Source organism: Burkholderia sp. MS455 (assembly GCF_016899445.1).
GTDB lineage: Bacteria > Pseudomonadota > Gammaproteobacteria > Burkholderiales > Burkholderiaceae > Burkholderia > Burkholderia pyrrocinia_C.
Genome location: NZ_CP041779.1, coordinates 2,691,964 through 2,706,644, shown reverse-complemented (window position 1 = coordinate 2,706,644; position 14,681 = coordinate 2,691,964). Strand labels below are relative to the sequence as shown.

Here is a 14,681-nt window from a genome sequence, read left to right as displayed (position 1 = left end):
GGGCTAGCGGGGCGTGCAGGTCAGCGGGCCGATCCGCGGCAGCGTGCCGTCGTCCGGCCGTCGGTACGCAAACGCGACGACGCAGTCGTGGCCGCCGCCGGAGATTTCCAGGTGGTTGTTCGCGACCAGACCGTCGACGAACGTGAGGCCGTCGTAGCCGACGATCGTGTGCTGGCCGCTTTCGACGTGCACGACGTCGAGGCCGGGCGGCAGCGGCGCGCCGTCCGGCGTGCGCAGCGCGATCGACGCCGCGCGGTAGCGCGTGACCGGGAAGCGCGCGAGCACGCCCGAGCGGGCCTGCGGCACGACGTCGAGCGTCGTGTCCGCGAGGCGCGCATCGGCCGGCAGCGTCGTGCCGTCGATCGCGACGCGATTGTGCTGGTACGCGCTCAGATCGGGGACCAGCAGGTAGCCCGTGCGGTCGGTCTCGCCGATCGGCCGGTTCTGGTGCAGCACCGGCACGCGCCCGGCATCGGTCGACACGAGCGCGAAGCCGTCGTCGATGCGGCGCGACGTCAGCAACTGGCCGTTCATCAGCACGAGCGCGCCGGTCACGTCGACCGACGCGTCGCGCTGCCCGCCGAACGACTGTCCGAGCAGCGTGACCTGGCCCGCGCGGCCCAGGTATTGCAGCTGCCCCTGGCCGTAGCGCAGCGGGCCGTTCTCGCCAGCCTGCACGTTCCAGCCGAAGCCGCCGTCGTAGTCGGGCGCGCGCGACGCGCTGACCGCGCGGGTCGCCTCGCCGTTCTGCCGGCCGACGCTCGCCGCGACCGACGTGTTGTCGCCGAGGCCGACGCTCAGGCTGACGAAGAAGCCACGCGCGTTGTGCTGCCGGAAATCCTGGAATGCGCTGACGGTCATCGACGCGAGCATCCCGAAGTTGACCGACCACGCCGCCGAGCCGATCCGCGATGCAGGCGCGCCCGGGTATTTGAGGCCGAGATAGCTGAACGACAGCGTCTGCGCGCGGAGGAACGGGAACGACACCGTCACGCGGTCGCTGATGGTCGCGACCGGCGTGCCTTCGCGCGCGCCGAGGTCGCCGTAGCCGCCGAACGCGCGCAGCGTTTGCGCGTCGACCGAGAAGCGCGGCGTCACGTACTGGTAGCCGAGGCCGGCCTGCGCGCCGGAGAAGCGCCCGGCGCTGACGGCCAGCGACGCGTTCGCGACGCCCCCGCCGCCGATGCGCGCGAGCACGCCCGCGCCGGCGTTGTAGACGCCGCTCGTCGCCTCGGCGTGCGCCTCGGCCGTCAGCCGCTCGGTGACGCCGTAGCGCACCGATCCGCTCGCGGCCGGCGTGCGCGCATAGTCGAACGCGTCCTGGCCGTATGCGCGGCGCAGGAAGCCCGCCTCCACCGAATAGCTGGCGAGGCCGGGCGCGAGCAGGCGCGTGTCGACGTAGAGCGGGATCGACGTGGCGATCGTGCGGCCGAGCGCGTCGCGTGTGATCACCGTTGCGTTGCCGGCGCCGGTGATGCCCGGCACGCTGTTGATCACGAACGGGCCGCCCGGCACGTTGCCGCTGAACTGGCGCACGTTGTTCACGTACAGGTCGACCGCCGACGGCACGACCGCGCTGCCCGACAGCGCCGGCACCGGGAAGGTCACGAGATCGGGGCGCAGGCCGAAGTTGCTGCGCCACTGCACGCCGCCGATGCGCAACGAGCGGGTCCACGACAGCGACGACGAGATGGTGTCGCCGAATTGGGTCGTCGTGAGCGTGCGCGGGTCGGACACCGTCCACGACGTGTCGTAGCGCATGTAGCGTTGCCCGTCGCGACGGAAGTAGCCGATGCCGGTGTTGCTGAACACGCCGGCCGGATCGAAGTAGCGCGCCTCGGTCCACACCGCGAGCGGCGAATGCGCGGCGGTCTGCGCGTATGCGTCGTAGTTCAGCACGATGCCCCGGCCGGACGTCGCGGGCGGCGTGGCGGCGAGCCCGCGCGCGTCGAACGTGTGCGGAATGCGCAGCGCGTCGGGCACGCGCAGGTCGATCGTCTGGCGGCCCGGATCGTAGTCGTAGCGCAGGCCGGCGAGCGCGTCGAGCGCGACCGGCGTGTTCGACAGCGGCTGCGCGCGGTCGCCGCTGGCGATGCCGAAGTCGTTCAGGTCGGCCGACGCCGCGAACAGGTGCCCGTCGGCCTGCCGGAAGCGCGCGATCCGGTGGGTCGGCTCGCCGTTGATCGACACGTCGAGGTACAGCACGCCGGGCTCCGGGGCGGCGGAAGGGGGCAGTTCGGGGGCCGGCTGCGCGCCCGCGGTGCCCGCGCGCAGCGCCAGCGTGAGGGCGGCGAGCCACGCGTATCGCCTGGCAGGCGTCGTTCGATTGGCATGTCGCGTCGTCGGCACGCGCAACGGGGGCGGGAGGGCGCCAGCGCCGGATTCAGCGCGGCGTCAGCCGGGCCTCGACGGGTTGCGTATTTACTGTCGCGCGGACTTTCACGAACGGCGACGGGCGCGCGTCGAGCTTGAGCGGCCAGTGCCGCATGCTGCCGGCCAGTGCGTAGCCGAGCAGCCCGCGCGCGACTTCGTGCGCGTTGCCGTGCGCATCGACGAGCTGCACCGCGGAGAGCTGCGCGCGCCGGCCGCCGAGATTCGCGACCGACAGCCGCAGGCCCTGCGAATCGGCCTCGATGCGCCAGTCGAGCTGCGGCGGGGTGGGCGGTGCGGCGGGTTCGACGAACACCGGCACCGAGTAGCGCACGCGGATCGTGATGCCGTTCTGCGCCGGTGTGCCGGGCGCGGGCAGCTCGTCGATCAGCACGCGATAGCTTTCCTCCGTGACCGGGCTCGCGCGCGTGGTGCGCACGAGGCGGATCAGCTGCTCGGCGTTCGCGCTGATCTGCAGCAACGGCGGCGACGCGGCGAGCGAATCGGTCGGCGTCAGCACGTCCTCGCCGTTCTCCTGCGTCCAGCGGAACGTGCGCACCTGGCCGTAGATCGGCTGCACGCCCGAATTGCTGAGCGTGACGCCCGCCGCCGTGACCGACGGCGACAGCTCGAGCGTTACCGGCGAAATCTGCAGCGTCGCGGCCGGCGCGGTTGCAGCCGACGCGGCGCACAGCGCGGCGACAAAACAGGGGCCGATCGCCACGGCGGGTCAGAAGTAGACGGTCGCGGTGACGGTGGCCTGGTAGGTGTCCGGTGTCGGGGTGGCTTGCGTCTGCACCTGACCGTATACGTTGATCGTCTGGGCGGAGCCGTTGCCGGTGCCGCCGACGGTGTCGGTGCCCTGCGTGTTCCCCCAGATCGTCGTGTGGCCGCTGTCCTGGAACAGCTGGAAACCGACCGTCGTGCCCGTGTTGCCGCTGGTCGTGCCGGCCATCAGCCGCGCGCTGACCGTCGAGCCGGAGACGCCGCCGGCGTCGATCCCGACGTTGTAGGGCGTCGTGTTGCTGCAGGTGATGGAGAGCGTGGTCTGCTGGTTGATCGCGGACGTCAGTACGCCCGAGGCGCCGAAGGCGAGCGGGTTCACGCTGACCGAGCAGTTCGCCTGGATGGTCAGCGTGACGTTGAATTGCGCGGTGGCGGTGCCGTTGGAATAGACGGCGGCGGCGACAGGGCGCCAGGCCGGCGTGAGTGCGATGGTCGCCGCGATGGCGGTGGACAGCCCGTGACGCGTGATGGCGTTCATTGTGATGATCTCCAGCCGTTCTGGGCATGTCGCCCCGGCCTGCAGTGCCCGAACCGCGTGATTCGACGTGTCGACCGAACCGCACATTCGTCTGACTAGATTACTCTACGCATTTGGTTGCATGCAATGATAGAAATGAGGACTAGTTCGCATTGTCTGAATATTGTGCGGGCGGGCGGCTTGATCTGGATCAACGGTTGGGGCGGCAGCCGGGCAGCGACCGGAGCGAATGCTTTTCTATCGGGGGAAACCATGGCGGAGCGGCGAGTCGTGCGGGCTTACCGGTATCTGCATCGGGTGGCGTGCTGGCTGCTGGCCGCGCTGCTGTGCGGGCCGTGGCTGTCCGCGCAGGCGGACAGCTGCACGGTGAGCGCGCAGACGACGAGCTTCGGTTCGGTCAGCCCGATCACGCAGGCAGCGTACACGACGACCAGCACGGTGGGCGTAACGTGCACGTGGGATACGTTGAGTCTCAACACGACCGCGCTGGTCTGCCTGAATCTCGGCGCCACGAGCCCGCGCGCGATGACGAACGGGGCCAACCAGATGCAGTACGACCTGTACCAGGACAACGGCTATACGCAGGTCTGGGGCGCGGTCGCCAGCGGCACGACGCCGATGTCGGTCACGCTGGCGAAGCCGGGGATCGGCACGAGCGCGAATGCGACCCTGACCGTTTACGGCCGCATCGCGCCGAACCAGCCGACCGTGCCGAGCGTGAACAACAGCAGCACGCTCTACTCGCAGACGTTCGCCGGGAACCAGGCGTCGTACAGCTACAACTTCGCACTGCTCGGCATCCAGCTGGTGCCATGCACGTCGCAGGCGTCGGCGGGCACGTTCGCGTATTCGACGAACGCGACCATCGTGAACAATTGCTTCATCAGTGCGACGAATGTTGCGTTTCCCGCAACGGGCGTGCTCGCGTCGGCGCTGACGGCGAGCGGCTCGATCAGCGCGCAATGCACGAACGGCGATGCGTTCCAGATCGCGCTGAACGGCGGCAGCAGCGGCAACGTCGCAGCCCGCACGATGCAGCGCTCGGGCGGCGGCGGCTCGGTCGGCTATCAGCTCTACCAGGACAGCGGCTTGACGACGCCATGGGGCGACGGCACCGGCGGCACGTCGATGGCGACCGGCACCGGCAGCGGGTTCGCGCAGGCGCTCACCGTCTACGGTCGCGTGCCCGCGCAGGCGACGCCCGCGCCGGGCAGCTACAGCGACACGATCACCGCGACGATCAGTTTTTGAGCCGGCTCAGTCGCGCACCAGCACGACCAGCTTCAGGTCCTCGCGGTGCGCGGGCTTCAGCGTGATCTGCTGGTACACGAGGCGGCCGTCGGCCGGATGGTCGAATTCGCGCAGGCCGCCTTCGCGCTCGAACACGTCCTGCGACGCCCAGTACTGCGCGAATGCGTCGCTGCCGGCAGTCAGCGCGTCGATCAGCGCGCGCGTCGGCGCGTCGGCCAGGTGGCGGATCGAATCGGCGCGGAATTCGGCCGCGAGGCGCCGCGCGCGGGTTTCCCAGTCGACGATCAGCGTGCGCGCGGCCGGCGACATGAACGTGAAGCGCAGCAGGTTGCGGTCGTGCTCGCCGTCGAGCCAGCCGGAAAACAGCGCGGCGGCCGGCGCATTCCACGCGAGCGCGTTCCATTGCCGGTCGAGCACGTACGCGGGTGTCGCGATCGCCGCGACGGTCGCGGCGAGCGTCGGCGGCAGGTCGCCGCCAGCGACGTCGGGCTCGGCCGGATCGCGCTGCGCGGCCAGTTCGAACAGGTACGCGCGCTCGGCCTTCGACAACTGCAGCGCGACGGCGATCCGCGCGAGCGCGTCGGCCGACGCCGACACCGGGCGGCCCTGTTCGATCCACGTGTACCAGGTCGGGCTGACGCCGCACAGTTGCGCGACTTCCTCGCGCCGCAGCCCCGGCGTGCGGCGGCGCGGGCCGGGCGGCAGGCCGACGGTCTGCGGCGACAGCCGCTCGCGGTGGGCGCGGATGAATTCGCCGAGCGCGCGGGCGGGCGTGGCGTCGAGCGGCGGGACGGGAGCGGAGGACGGCTGGTTCATGCGGAAACGGCGAAGTGGAGGCGAGGGCGCGGCAACGATCAGACAGGTGTATCGAATACCAGAATAACTGCTTAACTTGTACTGGTACAAACGCAGGCCTATTGTAGCGGCTCGCGCGCTGGCAGGCAGCGGGCGTCCCACAAAACGCGTTGCAGGGGCCGGAACAAGCGCCGAAGCGCTCACTCCGGTCGACAGCACAAAGGAGCGAACGATGAAACACCACGACCAGGTCGCCGACGCATTCGGCACGACGGCCGCCGCCTATCTGACCAGCACGGTCCACGCGACGGGCGCCGATCTGCAGACGCTCGCCGACGCGGTGCGCGCGACGCCCGATGCCGCCGTGCTCGATCTCGGCTGCGGTGCCGGCCACGCGAGCTTCGCGGTCGCGCCGCACGTGCGCGACGTGGTTGCATACGATCTCGCCGCGCCGATGCTCGCGACCGTCGACGCGGCCGCGCGCGGGCGCGGGCTCGCGAACATCCGCACGCAGCAGGGCCCGGCGGAACGGCTGCCGTTCGACACGGCGACGTTCGACTGGGTCGTGAGCCGGATGAGCGCGCACCACTGGCACGACATGCGCGCGGCGCTCGCCGAGGTGCGCCGCGTGCTGAAACCGGGCGGACGCGTGCTGATGATCGACATCGCGGGCAACGACCATCCGCTGCTCGACACGTACCTGCAGGCGGCCGAAGTGCTGCGCGACGCGTCGCACGTGCGCGACTACCGCGCGGACGAATGGCTCGCGATGTTCCGCGATGCCGGTTTCGACGCGCACGTGCACAGCCGCTGGCGGCTGCCGATCGATTTCGACACGTGGGTCGCGCGCATCCGCACGCCGGCCGACAGCGTCGCCGGCATTCGCGCGCTGTGGGCACATGCGCCCGACGAGGTGCGCGGCTACTACGCGGTGCGGCCCGACGGTTCGTTCGAGCATGACGCGCTGCTGATCGACGCGCATTGACCGGGCCAGCCGGCGCGGCACGCCGATGTGCGCCGGCCTTCCGATGAAAAAAGCCGCGATACGCACCGTGGGTACGGTGGCGTAGCGCGGCTTTTGCGATGCCGGCTGGCGCGGAACGGGTCCGCGCCGCATGCGGATCAGCCCGTGTTGCGCAGGCCGGCCGCGATCCCGTTGATCGTCAGGTGAATCCCGCGGCGCAGCCGCGCGTTCGTGTCGCCCGCGCGGTGACGCTTGATCAGCTCGACCTGCAGGTGATTCAGCGGATCGAGGTACGGGAAGCGGTTCTTGATCGAGCGCGCGAGCAGCGGGTTGGTCGCGAGGCGGCCTTCGTGCCCGGTGATTTCCGCCAGCGCGTTCGACGTGCGCTCCCATTCCGCGACGATCCGCTCGAACACGTGCTTGCGCAGCTTGCGGTCGGAGACGAGTTGCGCGTAGCGCGACGCGACCGCGAGGTCGGTCTTCGCCAGCACCATGTCCATGTTCGACATCAGGTTCGAGAAGAACGGCCAGGTCTTGTTCATCTTCTTCAGCAGCGCGACGCGCTTCGTGCGCTCGGCTTCATCCTGCGCGCCGTCGAGATACGCGCTCACCGCGCTGCCGAAGCCGTACCAGCCCGTCAGCAGCAGCCGGCACTGGCCCCACGAGAAGCCCCACGGAATCGCGCGCAGATCCTCGATCTTGCGCTGCTTCGGATCCTGCAGCTTGCGCGAAGCCGGGCGGCTGCCGATGTTCAGCTCGGCGATCTCGGTGATCGGCGTCGACGAGAAGAAGTAGTCGGTGAAGCCGGGCGTTTCATAGACGAGCGCACGGTACGCGGCCATCGCCGAGTCGGACAGCGTCTGCATCGCAGCCTCGAACGCGGGCAGTTGCGCAGGGGCGTTCGACTGCGGCAGCAGCGACGCCTCGAGCGTCGCGGCGACGACCGTCTCGAGGTTGCGCCGGCCGATCTCGGGGTTCGCGAACTTGCTCGCGATCACCTCGCCCTGTTCGGTCAGGCGGATCTGGCCGTTCACGGTGCCCGGCGGCTGCGACAGGATCGCCTGGTAGGTCGGGCCGCCGCCGCGGCCGACCGTGCCGCCGCGGCCGTGGAACAGCCGCAGCGTGATCTTGCGGTCGCGGAACAGGTCGACGAGCGCGAGTTCCGCGCGATACAGCTCCCAGTTCGACGTGAGGAAGCCGCCGTCCTTGTTGCTGTCCGAGTAGCCGAGCATCACTTCCTGCTCGGCGCCCTGGTGCGCGATCAGCGCGTCGACGCCCGGCAGTGCGAAGTATTCGCGCATGATGCGCGACGCGTCGCGCAGGTCGGGGATCGTCTCGAACAGCGGAATCACCATCAGGCTGTTCCTTGCATGGCCGCCGGGCACGCCGAGCGCACCTTCGAGCAGCCCCGTCTCCTTCTGCAGCAGCAGCACCTCGACGAGGTCGCTGACGGTTTCCGTATGCGAAATGATGTAGTTGCGTACCGCGCGCGCGCCGAATTGCGCGCGCACCTCGCGCGCTTTCTCGAACACGCCGAGCTCGCTCTGCGCGAGTGCCGAGTATTCGAAGTACGGCGAGCGCAGCGGGCGCGGATCGGCGAGCGCGGCGAGCAGCACGCGGAGTTTGTCTTCCTCGGCGAGCGCCGCGTAGTCGGCCTCGACGCCCGCGCGTGCGAACAGTTCGGCGACCACCGCTTCATGGATGTCGGAGCTCTGGCGCAGGTCGATGCTCGCGAGATGGAAGCCGAACACTTCGGCCGCGCGCACGAGCGGCGCGAGGCGCGGCGCGGCGAGCGACGTACCGTGGTGTTCGTCGAGCGACGCGGTCAGCACCTTCAGGTCGGCGACGAACGCTTCGGAATCCTCATACGGGATCGCACGCACGGGCGGCGCGCCGCGGCCCGCGCTGCGCACGGGCACCGTGCCTTCGCCCAGGCGCACGCGTGCGCTCGCGGCGAGCCGCGTATAGATGCCGATCAGCGCGCGGCGATACGGTTCGTCGACGCGGTGCGGCGACTGGTCGGGCGATGCGGCCGCGAGCGCCTTCACGCCATCGCTCGCGCCGACCAGCAGGTTCGACACCGACAGCTCGGCGCCGAGCTTGTGCACCTGTTCCAGATAGTGCTCGAGGATCACCGCGGCCTGGCGGTTGATCGCCTCGTCGAGCGTCGGCGCCGTCACGTTCGGGTTGCCGTCGCGATCGCCGCCGATCCAGCTGCCCATCTGGAAGAACGCGGGCACGCGCGCGGACAGGCCGTGCTCGGCGAGCGCGGCCTCGATGTCGCCGTACAGCGCGGGCAGCTCGTCGAGGAACGTCGCGCGGTAGTACGACAGCGCGTTCTCGATCTCGTCGCCGACCGTCAGGCGCGCGTCGCGCAGCATGCGCGTCTGCCACAGCGCGGTCACGCGCGCGCGCAGCATCGATTCGTTGTGCTGGCGCTCGCGCGCGGTCAGCTCCTGGTCGCGCTCGGCGAGCAGGCGCGCGATGTCGTGCTGCGCGTCGAGGATGCTCTTGCGCTGCACCTCGGTCGGGTGCGCGGTCAGCACCGGCACGATCAGCGCATCGTCGAAGAAGCGCTGCAGCAGGCGCTTCGACGCGTTGCCGGTCGTTTTCAGCTGATCGAGCGCGTACGCGACCGTGCCGGGCTGCGGCGCGGAGCCGGCCAGCGCGTGGATGCGGCGGCGGCGGTTGTGGTGGCGGTCTTCCGCGATGTTCGCGAGATGCGAGAAATAGCTGAACGCGCGCACGACGCTCACCGTCTGCTCCGGCGTCAGCTTGCGCAGCTTCTTCTCGAGCGTCTGCGCGGCTTCGCTGTCGTCCTCGCGGCGGAACTTGACCGCGGTCTGGCGGATCGTCTCGACGACGTCGAACACGGTGTCGCCTTCCTGCTCGCGCACGACGTCGCCGAGCAGGCGGCCGAGGAAGCGGATGTCCTCGAACAGCGGGCCGTCCTTGTCCTCGCGCGTGCGCGTGCCGGACTTCGGCGCGCCGGCCTTGCGGGCAGCGGGGCCGGCGGCTTTCGTCGTGCGTTTTGTCTGATGTATCGGGTCTTTCGGTTTCGTTGCCGTTTTCGCACGGCCGTTCGCGGCGGTGGCGACGGTGTCCGTCGGGGCGTCGGAGGAGGACAGGGCAGCATTGCGGCGCGCCGTACGCGCCGATCCGGAAGACTTCACGATGGGTTTCCTTGGGAAAGCTCGAGTCAAAAGGAACTGCGAAACTGCGGGAACTGCGGTCAAGCAACCAGCTACGTGCGGCACATCCGCGCATCGGCGCCGCGACCCGCTCGGCGGCCGGCCTGGCGCAGGCTCCGGGCCCGGGCGGGCCGGGGCGTGCGTGCTACCATTGTTCGGTCTTCAATCCCGTCCTTCGATGTTCCAGCAATGAATTCCGAGACCCTTGCGGCCGGGCCGCAACAGGCACAGCCGCCCGCGACGTTGACGATTGCTTCGCGCGAGAGCCGCCTGGCGATGTGGCAAGCCGAACATGTGCGTGATGCGCTGCGCAAATTATATCCAGCTTGTGACGTGAAAATCCTCGGGATGACGACTCGCGGCGACCAGATTCTCGATCGCACGCTGTCGAAGGTCGGCGGCAAGGGCCTGTTCGTGAAGGAACTGGAGAGCGCGCTGGCCGACGGCCGCGCCGATCTCGCCGTGCATTCGCTGAAGGACGTGCCGATGGCGCTGCCCGACGGCTTCTCGCTTGCCGCGATCATGGAGCGCGAGGACCCGCGCGACGCGTTCGTGTCGAACGACTACGCGTCGCTCGACGCGCTGCCGGCCGGCGCGGTCGTCGGCACGTCGAGCCTGCGCCGCGAAGCGATGCTGCGCGCGCGCTATCCGCACCTCGACGTGCTGCCGCTGCGCGGCAATCTCGATACGCGCCTCGCGAAGCTCGACCGCGGCGACTACGCGGCGATCATTCTCGCTGCGGCCGGCCTGAAGCGCCTCGGCCTCGAAGCGCGGATCCGCACACTGCTCGACGTCGAGACCAGCCCGCCCGCGGCCGGCCAGGGTGCGCTCGGCATCGAGATCGCCGCGCACCGCGACGACGTCGCCGCATGGCTCGCGCCGCTGCACGACCCGCGGACCGCGCTCGCGGTCGAGGCCGAGCGGATGGTGTCGCGTGCGCTCGGCGGCAGCTGTGAGGTGCCGCTCGCCGCGCACGCGGTGTGGCGCGCGGGCGAACTGTACCTGACGGGCCGCGTGTCGACGACCGACGGCAAGCGTGTGCTGACGGCCGAGGAGTGCGGGGCCGTCATGACCGTCGCCGATGCGCTCGCGCTCGGCCGCGCGGTGTCCGACGAACTCGAGGCGCAAGGCGCGCTCGACATCGTCAAGGCGCTGCTCGCCGGCTCGCAGGCCGGCAAGGGCGACGCCTGATGGCGGGCGGCGGGCGCGCGTTCACCGCTGTCCTGACGCGTCCGGACGGCCAGTCGGACGCGCTTGCGTCGCAACTGGCCGATGCCGGCTGCGACGTGCTCGAATTCCCGCTGATCGACATCGCGCCGGTCGACGATCCGGCGCCGCTCGACGCCGCGTTCGCGGCGCTTGCCGACTACGCGCTCGTGATTTTCGTGTCGCCGAACGCGATCGATCGCGCGCTCGCGCAGTACGGCGCGATCTGGCCGAATGCGCTGCCGGTCGGCGTGGTCGGGCCGGGCAGCGTCGCGGCGCTCGAGCGGCACGGCATCGCGGCGCCCGCGCATCGCGTGATCGCGCCGCAGGCGCCGGCCGACGGCGGCGTGCCCCGTTACGATTCGGAAAGCCTGTTCGCGTGCATCGAGGCCGCGTTCGGCGGCGCGCAGGCGCTGGCGGCCAAGCGCGTGCTGATCGTGCGCGGCGACGGCGGGCGCGAATGGCTTGCCGACCGGCTGCGCGAGGCCGGCGCGGACGTCACGCTCGTCGCCGCGTACCGGCGCGTCGTGCCCGAGCCGCGCGTCGGCGCATGGGAGCGCGTGCATGCGCTGCTCGACGGCGCACCGCATGCGTGGCTCGTCACGAGCTCGGAAGGCGTGCGCAACCTGCACGAACTCGCGCGGGCGCACCTGAACGATGCCGAAATCGACGCGCTGAAGCATGCGCCGCTCGTGACGCCGCACCCGCGGATCGAGCAGACCGCGCGCGCATTGGGTTTTGATAGGATTACGCTGACCGGCGCGGGCGATGAGCGCATCGTCCGCGCGTTTCGAACGATGGCCGACGAGGCCGTCCAACCGGCGACAGCCGCACCGGTGACTAAACGCATGACAGATACCAACGATTCCAAAAGCGTCGCTTCCCAGCCGGCCGCTGCATCCGCACCGCCGTCCAGTTCCCCTTATCTCGCGCCCGAGCCGCGCGCGCGCCGCGGTGGCAGCGCGCTGCTGTGGTTCGTCGTCGTCGTGCTCGGCTGCGCGGCGGGCGTCGGCGGCTATGCGCTGAACCGCAAGATCGACCGGCTCGACGGCACGTTCGTCGCGCGCCAGAAGGCGCTCGACGCGCAGGCGGCCGAGACGCGCATGAAGACCGAGCAGGCGCTCGCGAGCACGCACCAGGTCGACACGCAGCTCGCGCAGCTCGACGGCAAGCTCGCCGACGCGCAGAGCGCGCAGCAGGCGCTGCAGCAGCAATACCAGGACCTGTCGCGCAACCGCGATGCGTGGATGCTCGAGGAAGTCGACCAGATGCTGTCGAGCGCGAGCCAGCAGCTTCAGCTGACGGGCAACACGCAGCTCGCGCTGATCGCGCTGCAGAACGCCGACGCGCGTCTCGCGACGTCGCAGAGCGCGCAGGCCGTCACGGTGCGCAAGGCGCTCGCGCTGGACATCGAGAAGCTGAAGGCCGCGCCGGCGGCCGATCTCACGGGCCTCGCGATCAAGCTCGACGACGCGATCGCCAAGATCGACGCGCTGCCGCTGTCCGGCGAGGCGATCGTGCCGCATGCGGCGCCGAAGGCCGCGCCGGCCGCCGCCGCATCGACGGCCGTGGCAGGCGAGCCGCGCTGGAAGGTCTGGTGGCACGACTTCTCGGCCGGCCTCGGCCAGCAGTTGAAGGGCCTCGTGCAGGTGCGCCGGATCGACAACGCGGACGCGATGCTCGCGTCGCCCGACCAGGGCTACTTCGTGCGCGAGAACGTGAAGCTGCGCCTGCTCACCGCGCGGCTGTCGCTGCTCGCGCGCAACGACAGCGCGATGAAGGCCGACCTGCACGCCGCGCAGGCGTCGCTCGGGAAGTATTTCGATCAGGCGTCGAAGGACACGCAGACCGTCGAGGATCTGCTCAAGCAGGTTGACGGCGCATCGCTGACGGTCGCGGTGCCGAACCTGAACACAAGCCTGAACGCCGTTCAGCAGTTCAAGAGCCGGGGGTAACGATGACGCTTCGAGGAATCGTCTGGCTCGCGATCCTGTTCGCGATCGCCGCGGCGCTCGCCACCGTCGGCCGTTTCGACGCGGGGCAGGTGCTGCTCGTCTATCCGCCGTACCGGATCGACGTGTCGCTGAACCTGTTCGTGATCGCCATCGTCGTGCTGTTCATCGCCGTGTATGCGCTGCTGCGCATCGTGCGCAACATCTGGCGCATGCCGCAGCGGGTCGCCGCGTATCGTGCGCGTTCGCGCAACGAGAAGGCGCAGGCGTCGCTGCGCGATGCAATCTCGAACCTGTACGCGGGCCGGTTCTCGCGCGCGGAGAAGGCCGCGCGTGACGCGCTGTCGGTCGACGCGAACCTGGGCGCCGCGAGTCTCGTCGCGGCCACCGCCGCGCACCGGATGCACGAGTACACGCGCCGCGACGACTGGCTGTCGAAGGTCGATGCACCCGAATGGCAGGACGCGCGCTTGCTCGCCGCGGCCGACATGCGCGCGGACGCGCGCGATGCCGACGGCGCGCTTGCCGCGCTGGCCGACATGCAGGCGGGCGGCAAGCGCATCCATGCGCAGCAGGTTGCGCTGCGCGCACAGCAGCAGTTGAAGAACTGGGCCGAGGTGCTGAAGCTCGCGAAGGCGCTCGAGAAGCGCGAGGCGCTGCATCCGGCCGCGGCCGTGCGGTTGCGCCAGCAGGCCGCGGAAAACCTACTGCGCGAACGCCGGCACGACCCGGACGCGCTGCTCGAGGTGTGGCAGTCGCTGTCGCCGGCCGAGCGCCAGTCGCCGCGTCTTGCCGATCTCGCGGCCGACCTGCTCGTGTCGCTCGAGCGTCGCAACGAAGCGCGCCGCATCGTCGAGGAAGCGCTCGCGCACAACTGGGATGCGCGCCTGCTGCGCCGTTACCCGGACACGGCCGGCGCCGATGCGCTGCCGCTGATCCAGAAGGCGGAAGGGTGGAAGAAGGATCACCCGGAGGATGCCGACCTGCTGTTCGCGCTCGGCCGTCTCTGCCAGCAGCAGCAACTGTGGGGCAAGGCGCAATCGTTCCTCGAAGCGGCGCTGAAGCTGGCCGACAACGAGGCGCTGAAGGTGCGTGCGCATCGCGCGCTCGCGCGTCTGTTCGAGCAGCTCGGCGAAACCGACAAGGCCGCGAAGCACTACCGCGAAAGCGCGCTCGCGATTACCGTGGTCTGACGCAAGCCGCGACCGCCTGCTGCCGGCGGCCCGCTGCGCCGCGCAAAATGCCCCGAAAGCCGATCGGCTTTCGGGGCATTTTTTGTTCGTTGCGAGCCGGCGCCGGACGCTTTATACGCTACGCACCGAGCCTGCGCAGCAGGTCGTCCTCGTTCGCGACGAACCACACCGATTTCCCGCGGTTGGACTCGCGAACGAGCGCGCGTAGCGCTTCGCTGCGCGCGAGCCAGCGGTCGATGTCGCCGACCACGCCGAGCCGCACGCCGTAGTTGACGAGTTTCTGCAGTACCGCGCCGGCCAGTCCGCTGTCGAGCCGGTAGAAGTCGTCGTGCAGCGCGTCGGCGGGGACCGCGACCCAGTCGGCTTCATGCTCGTGCGCGAGCGCGACGAGGTCGAGCGCATCGCTTTCCCGCTGCACGCGGCCGGCGGAAGGATCCAGGACCAGTACGCGGCTGTCGGCCGCCTGAACGATTCGGTGGGGCACGAGGGTTGGCT

General features: G+C 70.2%; 11 protein-coding genes. 5 read left to right on the top strand and 6 right to left on the bottom strand.

The annotated features are described in order from the left end of the window. Window positions 1-3: 3 nt before the first annotated feature. The 3 genes from FPJ27_RS31565 to FPJ27_RS31555 are packed head-to-tail and all read right to left on the bottom strand — an operon-like array spanning window position 4 to window position 3,634. Window positions 4-2,349 carry a fimbria/pilus outer membrane usher protein gene (locus tag FPJ27_RS31565; protein ID WP_239483340.1) on the bottom strand — a complete coding sequence of 782 codons (2,346 nt, stop codon included), beginning with the start codon at window positions 2,347-2,349 and terminating at the stop codon, window positions 4-6. 34 nt (window positions 2,350-2,383) lie between these two features. Beyond that, the gene (locus FPJ27_RS31560) at window positions 2,384-3,094 is read right to left on the bottom strand and encodes a fimbria/pilus periplasmic chaperone (RefSeq protein WP_072440919.1); all 711 of its coding nucleotides are present in this window, start codon (window positions 3,092-3,094) and stop codon (window positions 2,384-2,386) included. Window positions 3,095-3,100: 6 nt separating this feature from the next. Next, window positions 3,101-3,634, bottom strand: a complete 534-nt coding sequence (locus FPJ27_RS31555; protein WP_204424118.1) for a spore coat U domain-containing protein — start codon at window positions 3,632-3,634, stop codon at window positions 3,101-3,103. 252 nt (window positions 3,635-3,886) lie between these two features. Between FPJ27_RS31555 and FPJ27_RS31550 the strand changes: the two genes are divergently transcribed. Continuing rightward, window positions 3,887-4,885 carry a spore coat U domain-containing protein gene (locus tag FPJ27_RS31550; protein ID WP_204424115.1) on the top strand — a complete coding sequence of 333 codons (999 nt, stop codon included), beginning with the start codon at window positions 3,887-3,889 and terminating at the stop codon, window positions 4,883-4,885. A 6-nt stretch (window positions 4,886-4,891) separates the two neighbouring features. Here the strand turns inward: FPJ27_RS31550 and FPJ27_RS31545 are convergent, their stop codons facing one another. Continuing rightward, on the bottom strand, window positions 4,892-5,701 hold the full coding sequence (locus FPJ27_RS31545; RefSeq protein WP_204424112.1) for a helix-turn-helix transcriptional regulator: 810 nt from the start codon (window positions 5,699-5,701) through the stop codon (window positions 4,892-4,894). Window positions 5,702-5,912: 211 nt separating this feature from the next. Between FPJ27_RS31545 and FPJ27_RS31540 the strand changes: the two genes are divergently transcribed. Continuing rightward, a complete protein-coding gene (locus FPJ27_RS31540) occupies window positions 5,913-6,665 on the top strand; it encodes a class I SAM-dependent methyltransferase (RefSeq protein WP_204424110.1) in 753 nt (250 codons plus the stop codon). 137 nt (window positions 6,666-6,802) lie between these two features. Here FPJ27_RS31540 and ppc read toward each other — a convergent pair whose 3' ends face one another. Continuing rightward, entirely contained in the window at window positions 6,803-9,817 is a 3,015-nt protein-coding gene (gene ppc / locus FPJ27_RS31535) for a phosphoenolpyruvate carboxylase (RefSeq protein ID WP_204424107.1), read from the bottom strand. A 207-nt stretch (window positions 9,818-10,024) separates the two neighbouring features. On the opposite strand from ppc, the gene hemC reads away from it, so the two are divergent. From hemC to FPJ27_RS31520, 3 genes are read left to right on the top strand one after another with little or no spacing between them, the layout of a single operon-like run. Continuing rightward, window positions 10,025-11,026, top strand: a complete 1,002-nt coding sequence (gene hemC / locus FPJ27_RS31530; RefSeq protein WP_034178741.1) for a hydroxymethylbilane synthase — start codon at window positions 10,025-10,027, stop codon at window positions 11,024-11,026. Continuing rightward, window positions 11,026-12,996 (top strand): fused uroporphyrinogen-III synthase HemD/membrane protein HemX, encoded by a 1,971-nt coding sequence (gene hemDX, locus FPJ27_RS31525; RefSeq protein WP_204424105.1) that lies wholly within the window; start codon window positions 11,026-11,028, stop codon window positions 12,994-12,996. The genes hemC and hemDX overlap by 1 nt, the downstream gene beginning before the upstream one ends. Window positions 12,997-12,998: 2 nt before the next feature. Further along, entirely contained in the window at window positions 12,999-14,186 is a 1,188-nt protein-coding gene (locus tag FPJ27_RS31520) for a heme biosynthesis protein HemY (RefSeq protein ID WP_072440906.1), read from the top strand. Window positions 14,187-14,304: 118 nt separating this feature from the next. On the opposite strand, the gene FPJ27_RS31515 is transcribed toward FPJ27_RS31520, so the two are convergent. Then, window positions 14,305-14,670: a DUF4180 domain-containing protein gene (locus FPJ27_RS31515; RefSeq protein WP_239483339.1), complete on the bottom strand. Its 366-nt coding sequence runs from the start codon at window positions 14,668-14,670 to the stop codon at window positions 14,305-14,307. Window positions 14,671-14,681: the final 11 nt, after the last annotated feature.